A 7,505-nucleotide genomic window follows, 5' to 3' on the forward strand; every position below is an offset into this window, starting at 1 on the left:
GGACCTCGGGCAGGGGCTCCGCACGGCTGGAGGCGGGCGAACACGCGCAGGGACAACAAACAGTCGTAGGCTGGGAACCCCCCGGTCGCGACAGCGCCGGGCGGTTTCGCGTTGTCCGTCATCCGGAAGTCACGGGACGTTACCACCCATGAGCCTGACTGGCCTGCTCGATGTCGTCGTTGAGGACCCTGCCCTCGCCGAAGCGGTGGCAGCCGCTCGGGATGGCCACCGCCCGTACCTGGACCTGGTGGGGCCACCCGCGGCGCGGCCGTTCGCGCTGGCCGCGCTGGCCCGGGCGGGACGGCCGATCCTGGCCGTGACCGCCACCGGGCGGGAGGCCGAGGACCTGGTGGCGGCGCTGGGGTCGCTGCTGCCCCAGGAGGCGGTGGTGGAGTACCCGGCGTGGGAGACCCTCCCCCACGAGCGGCTCTCGCCGCGTTCAGACACCGTGGGCCGCCGGCTGGCCGTGCTCCGGCGGCTGGCCCACCCCCGCCGGGACGACCCGGCCGCCGGGCCGGTGCAGGTCGTGGTGGCGCCGGTCCGCTCGGTGCTGCAACCGCAGGTGGCGGGGCTCGGCGACCTGGAACCGGTGGCCCTGCGGACCGGTGAGCGGGCCGACCTCCAGCAGGTCGTGGAACGGCTGGCCGCCGCCGCCTACGCCCGGGTGGAGCTGGTCGAGAAGCGCGGGGAGTTCGCGGTGCGCGGCGGAATCCTCGACGTGTTCCCGCCCACCGAGGAACACCCGCTGCGACTCGAGTTCTGGGGCGACGACATCGAGGAGATCCGCTACTTCAAGGTGGCGGACCAGCGCTCCCTGGAGGTGGCCGAGCACGGCCTGTGGGCGCCCCCGTGCCGCGAGCTGCTGCTGACCGCCGAGGTCAGGGAGCGGGCCGCCCGGCTGGCCGAGCAGCATCCGGAGCTGGCCGACCTGCTGGGGAAGATCGCGGAGGGGATCGCGGTCGAGGGCATGGAGTCCCTGGCACCGGTGCTGGTGGACGACATGGAGTTGCTGATCGACGTGCTGCCGCAGGGCAGCCTGGCCGTGGTCTGCGACCCGGAGCGGGTGCGCACCAGGGCCACGGGCCTGGTCGCCACCTCCCAGGAGTTCCTCACCGCCTCCTGGGCGGCGTCGGCCGGCGGCGGCGAGGCCCCGATAGACCTCGGCTCCGCCTCCCTGCGGTCCATCGCCGAGGTCCGCGAGCGGGCCAGGGAGATCGGGATGCCGTGGTGGTCGGTGAGCCAGTTCGCCGCCGAGGCCGGCGTCACCGAAGAGGACGACTCGCTGCGGCTGGGGATGCGCTCCCCGGAGAACTACCGGGGGGACACGGCACGGGCCCTGGCCGACGCCAAGGGCTGGCTCGCCGACGGCTGGCGCACCGTGTTCCTCACCGAGGGCCAGGGCCCGGCCGCCCGCATGGTCGAGGTGCTGGGCGGGGAGGGCATCGCGGCGCGACTCGACACCGACCTGGCGGCTCCCCCGGGGCCGGCGCTGGTGCACGTGGCGTGCGGACGGCTGGAGCACGGCTTCGTCGATCCCGGACTGCGGTTGGTGGTGCTGACCGAGACCGACCTCACCGGACAGCGGTCGTCCACCCGGGACATGGGTCGGATGCCGTCCAGGCGCCGCAAGACCATCGACCCGCTGACCCTGGTCTCCGGTGACTACGTGGTGCACGAGCAGCACGGGGTGGGCCGCTACGTGGAGATGGTGCAGCGCACCGTGCAGGGCGCGACCCGCGAGTACCTGGTGCTGGAGTACGCGCCGGCCAAACGGGGCCAGCCCGGTGACCGGCTGTTCGTCCCCACCGACCAGCTCGAGCAGATCACCAAGTACGTGGGCGGCGAGGCCCCCTCGCTGCACCGGCTCGGCGGCGCCGACTGGACGAAGACCAAGGCACGGGCGAAGCGGGCGGTCAAGGAGATCGCCGCGGACCTGATCAGGCTGTACTCCGCGCGGATGGCCGCCCCGGGGCACGCCTTCGGCCCGGACACCCCGTGGCAGCGGGAGCTGGAGGACGCGTTCCCCTACGCGGAGACCCCGGACCAGCTCTCCACGATCGCCGAGGTCAAGGAGGACATGTGCAAGCCGGTGCCGATGGACCGGCTGATCTGCGGCGACGTCGGTTACGGCAAGACCGAGATCGCGGTCCGGGCCGCGTTCAAGGCCGTCCAGGACGGCAAGCAGGTCGCCGTGCTGGTCCCCACCACCCTCCTGGTCCAGCAGCACTTCGCCACCTTCTCCGAGCGGTACGCGCAGTTCCCCGTGGTGGTCAGGGCGCTGTCCAGGTTCCAGAGCGACACCGAGGCCAAGGCCGTGCTTGACGGCCTGTTCGACGGCACGGTGGACGTGGTCATCGGAACACACCGGCTGTTCTCCTCGCAGACCAAGTTCAAGGACCTCGGCCTGGTGATCGTTGACGAGGAGCAGCGTTTCGGGGTGGAGCACAAGGAGCAGTTGAAGAAGCTCCGGGCCAACGTGGACGTGCTCACCATGTCCGCCACCCCGATCCCCCGCACCCTGGAGATGGCGGTCACCGGTATCCGGGAGATGTCCACGATCACGACGCCACCGGAGGAGCGGCACCCGGTGCTGACCTTCGTCGGCCCCTACGAGGAACGGCAGATCGCCGCGGCCGTCCGCCGGGAGCTGCTCCGCGAGGGCCAGGTCTTCTACATCCACAACCGCGTCGAGTCGATCGACCGGGCCGCGGCCCGGCTGCGCGACCTCGTTCCCGAGGCCCGGATCGCCACCGCGCACGGCCAGATGTCCGAGACCGCACTGGAACAGGTCGTGGTGGACTTCTGGGAGAAGAAGTTCGACGTCCTGGTCTCCACCACGATCGTGGAGTCCGGCATCGACATCTCCAACGCCAACACCCTGATCGTGGAACGCGGCGACGTCTTCGGCCTCTCCCAGCTCCACCAGCTCCGCGGGCGGGTCGGGCGCGGCCGGGAGCGCGGCTACGCCTACTTCCTGTACCCGCCGGAGAAACCCCTCACCGAGACCGCCCACGAGCGGCTGGCCACCATCGCCCAGCACACCGAGATGGGCGCCGGCATGTACGTGGCGATGAAGGACCTGGAGATCCGCGGGGCGGGGAACCTGCTCGGCGGCGAGCAGTCGGGGCACATCGCCGGCGTCGGCTTCGACCTGTACGTGCGGATGGTCGGCGAGGCCGTCGCGGACTACCGGGCGACCCTGGAGGCGGGTGGCGCCGAGGTCGAGGAACTCCCGCTCGAGGTCAAGATCGAACTTCCGGTGGACGCCCACGTACCGCACGAGTACGCCCCGGGGGAGCGGCTGCGGCTCCAGGTCTACCGCTCCATCGCCTCGGTGAACTCGGAGGAGGACATCGCGGCGGTGCGTGAGGAGGTCGTGGACCGCTACGGCCAGCTCCCGGAACCGGTGGAGAACCTGCTGCTCGTGGCCGGCCTGCGGTTGCTGGCCCGGCGGGTCGGCGTCTCGGACATCACCCTGCAGGGCGGCAACGTCCGGTTCTCCCCCGTGGAGCTGCGGGAGTCCCAGGAACTGCGACTCGGCCGGCTCTACCCGCGTTCCGTGGTCAAGCCGGCCACCCGGCAGCTCCTGGTGCCACGACCGGCCACCGCCCGCATCGGTGGCAAGCCGGTGGTGGGGCGGGAACTGCTGGCCTGGGCACGGGAGTTCCTCACCGCCGTCCTGGAGAGCTGACCGGGGCCCTGCTGCCCGGCCCACCGGGCTCCACCGGCACCTGACCGGGTCGAGGACCCCGGCGCGCCCCAGAGGTGATCACCGTCCGCCGACGCCCGACCCGTGGGCCGAACACCTAACGCCCGGTGTCACCGTCGCCGGGCTCGAGGTCCTCCGGCTCGTCCGGATAGTCGTTGACGATCGAGGACGCGGTCAGTGCCGCCAGGCTGAGCCGGACGTGCCGCAGGTACGCCCGGAGGTCGTCACGGCGCTTGTCGTGGTCGCGCTGGAACCGCTCGCCTTCCCTGCGTATCCGTTCGGCCTGGGCGGTGGCCCTGGTGAGCAGCGCCTTGGCGCGGGCGGCGGCGTCCTCAGTGTCGTGCCGCGCGGTCTTCTCCGCCTCGGCGTGTTCCCGTTCCGCCGCGACGAGCCGGCGCCGGACCTCCTGGTCGAGCCGGCGCAGCCGCACCGTCATCGCCGCCTCCCGCCCCGCCAACTCCTGCTCGGCACGGCGCTGCTGGAGCTCCCGCATCTTCTCGAAGTCGGCGAGGATGCCGGCGGCCCTCTCCCGGACCCCGGCCGCCTCGCGCTCCGCCTCCTCGCGCACCCGGGCCGCGTCGTCCTCCGCGGCCTGGCGCAGCACCGCGGCCCGCTTCCCCGCGTCGTCGAGCACCCGCTCGACGTACCGCTCGGCCTCAGCCCGCAGGCGCTCGGCGGCCTCCGCGGCCCGGTCCAGCTCCTGCCGGCCCAGCCGGCGGGCACGGTCCCGTTCGGCGTCCGCCGCCGACTCTCCGCCGGCCGCCACCTCCCGGGCCTCCTCCTCCACCAGGTCCAGCAGCGTCCTGGCCCGTTTGCCCAGGTGCTCGAAGGCGGGCGGCGGCAGCGCCGCCACCTGTCGGCGCAGCGTGGCCAACGAGCTCTGCAACTCGTCGGCCACCGCTGCCAGGTGTGCCTCCCGCTCGGCCGCGGCCTCCCGTTCCGCGGTCAGCGTCGCCAGCACGGCCCGCACCTGATCGGGTCGGTAACCGCGGCCGAACCCGGAGCGGAACTCCGAGTCGTGCGGACCGCCCGACGACGCGGTCGGCTCCATTCCGTTCTCCCCTGCGCCTGACCGTCCTCGGTGAGCACGGCCGCACTACAACAACCCGTCCCACATCTGTTCCAGCAGCACCGACCACCAGTTGTCCGGGGACGCCAGCGCCGCCGGATCGAGGCCGGCCAGGTGCGCCTGGAAGTCCACCGTCCACCGGCCCGCCTGGTCGGGTGTCAGCCCGAGCCGCAGCCGCCACATCCGACCGAGCAGGGCGAGGCAGCGCACGAACTCGGGGAGCCCGGTGTTGACGAACTGCGGAACGGCCGGCTGACCGCTCGGGTCCGCCTCCAGGGGCACCGCAACGATGGCCGCCGAGCCGTACTGCACGCACAACTGCCGCCCGTAGTCGTTGCCCATCACCAGGTAGGACGCGGCGTCCGGGCCGGGCTGCCGGCCCCGTTCCACGGCCAGCTCCGCCAGCGTCGGCACCGGCCGGCCCGGCAGGGCCTGGGCCCAGAAGAACGGCCCGAAGTCCCTCGGCAGACCCGCCCACACCAGGGTCTGGGCCACCGCGTCCGGCACCCCGCCCCGGGACACCGCACGCTGGTCGAAACGGAACACGCCCTGCGGTCCGAAGGCCTGGGCGAGCTCCTGCCCGATGCCGTCCGGCGGGATCAGCGGAATCCGCTGGACCTGGCTGGGGTGCGGCAGCGGAACCCGCTGCGGACGGGGCCGCGCGGGACCACCGGCGACCTGGTGCAACTCCCCCTGGTGCTCGATCAGGTGGTTCACGCCCTGCTGACGGGAGGCGTGGTCCCGGCCGTACGGGGCGGTGTGGCTGATCCGCACCGAGGGCCACGACTCCCGGATCATGCGGGAGCAGTAGCCGCCGGGCAGGTCACAGGACTCCAGCTCGGTGTGGAGCTCGAGGACCTGCTGCGGCGGGACGTTGAGGTTGCGCAGCTCGTACAGGATCTGCCACTCGGGGTGCGGCGTGCCCGGTGCGCTGCGCCGGATGATCTGCTGCTCCGAGCCGTCCGGCGCGCGGTAGCGCAGCACCGCCATGTAGCCGGGGCCGACGGTGGGCACCCCGGGCTGGACGGGGAACGGGGCCGGCGGCACCGGGGGCGGCGGCGTGTGCGGGCCGGGGGGCGGCGGGCCGGCCACGCCCGGGGGCTGGGCCATGCCCGGCGGTGGGCCGGCCGGGCCGGGTGGCTGGGCCAGGACCGTCGGCGCGGCGTGCGCACCGGCACCGGGGGGCTGGGCCCCGGCCGGTGGCTGCGGCGCCCCCGGGGGCTGGGGGGTGCGCTGGCCCGGGACCTGGCCGGAACCGGCAGCGGCCGGCTCGCCGGGACCGCGGGGCGGCACACCCTGGTTGGGCACGTGACCGCTGGCCGCGGGGCCGCCCGCCGAAGGGCCGCCCGGGGGCTGGGGCGGGGTGGCCGAACCGGGCCTGGGCTCGGCCCGCTGGGTGCTCGCCGAGGCGATGTCCGGCCCGACGCGCCCCGGTGGGGGCGGCGGCGGGGGTGGGCCCGCGCTCACCGGCGGGGCGCCAGCGCCGGGTTGGGGACCCGCCGGGGCCGCCGCGGGCGGCGGGAGCGGGGCCCCGGGGCCGGCGGGCGGCTGGGCGAGCACCGTCGGCGCGGCGTGTCCGCCCATCCCCGGTGGGGACCCGGCGCCCGGCGCGGGTGGTGGTGTGCCGGCGCCCGGTTCGGGCCCGCTGGTCGGCTGGGGCTGTCCGACTCCGGGCCCCACGGGGGGCACGCCCGGCCCTCCGCCGGGGTGACCGTAGCCGAACCCCTGGTGCGGCTGCGGCTCCCCACCCGGGCCGGCGTGGGCGGCGGGTTGGTCCTCCGCGGCGTTCTTCTTCCGTCCGAACCGCAGTCCGCGCCTGCGCCGCGGCTCCGGCTGCGACTGTGGCTCGGGCGCGCCGGGCTGCGGGGGGCCAGGCTGCGGGGCGCCGGGCTGGTACGGCCCGGGGGCCTGCGGGTCCGGGGGCTGCGGGGCGGCGGGGTGCTGCCCCCCGCCCAACGAGCCGTCCACCGGCGGGACGAGCAGGGTCCTGGCCAGGCTGTCGCTGCCCGGCTCCGGTGGGCTCGGCGGGCCCTCCCCGGGAGGGCCGGGCTCTGGTTGCGGGGCCTGCCGCGGCGTGGGGTCGCCCGCCCCGGGCGCCGCCTGGTCCTCCGGCGAGGGCAGGCCGAGGGCGGCCCGCCCGGCCTTGGCGAACGCACTGTTGGGGTCCATGCTGCCGGCGGGCAGCAACTCCGTCCTGGCCTCGGACGACGTGGTGGGCCCCGTGGGCGCGTCATCGTCGGAGTCGGCGGTCAGCGGCGGGGCGAACACCGTGGGCGGCGGCGCCACGGAGTCGCCGTGCCCGGTGTCGGTGGTGTCGGTGCCGGCCCAGGGCGTCGGGGCGGTCCCGGCCCCCGGAGGCCCGGCGGCACCCCCGTCGGTGTTCGACGGCCCGTCGGGCGCGGCCATGTTCCAGGCCGGGCCGGTGGGCGGGGGGTAGGCGGCGGCCTGGGGGTCGGCCGGCGGCGTGGCGTGCCCCGCGGGTGGAACCGCGGCACCGGCGCCGGGGGACGCCGCCGGTGCGGCGCCCAACGGCTGCCCGGTCGGCGGTGGCTCGGGGGACGCGGCGGCGGGCGGCGTCGTGCCGGGGCCGGGGGCCGGTGACGCGGCGGGCTCCTGGTCGCTGCTGGACTTGCGCCGGTCCGGGATGCCCGCGGCGTCGGCCGCGTCCTGGAGCCACTGCGGCGGGCTCAACAGGAACGAGGTCGCCTCGAGGTCGGTGCGGCGGGG

Annotated in this window: 3 protein-coding genes; 1 reads left to right on the top strand and 2 read right to left on the bottom strand. The window is 75.2% G+C overall.

The annotated features are described in order from the left end of the window. Positions 1-148 precede the first annotated feature (148 nt). Positions 149-3,691 (top strand): transcription-repair coupling factor, encoded by a 3,543-nt coding sequence (mfd, locus tag A3IG_RS0118585; RefSeq protein WP_026220403.1) that lies wholly within the window; start codon positions 149-151, stop codon positions 3,689-3,691. 115 nt (positions 3,692-3,806) lie between these two features. Here mfd and A3IG_RS30345 read toward each other — a convergent pair whose 3' ends face one another. Together A3IG_RS30345 and A3IG_RS0118595 are read right to left on the bottom strand one after the other, a co-directional pair. Next, a complete protein-coding gene (locus A3IG_RS30345) occupies positions 3,807-4,760 on the bottom strand; it encodes a coiled-coil domain-containing protein (RefSeq protein WP_018385098.1) in 954 nt (317 codons plus the stop codon). Between the two features lie 45 nt (positions 4,761-4,805). Continuing rightward, a partial coding sequence (locus A3IG_RS0118595) for an SUKH-4 family immunity protein (RefSeq protein ID WP_018385099.1) occupies positions 4,806-7,505 on the bottom strand: 2,700 nt, incomplete at its 5' end.

This window comes from Wenjunlia vitaminophila DSM 41686 (genome assembly GCF_000380165.1).
Lineage (GTDB): Bacteria > Actinomycetota > Actinomycetes > Streptomycetales > Streptomycetaceae > Wenjunlia > Wenjunlia vitaminophila.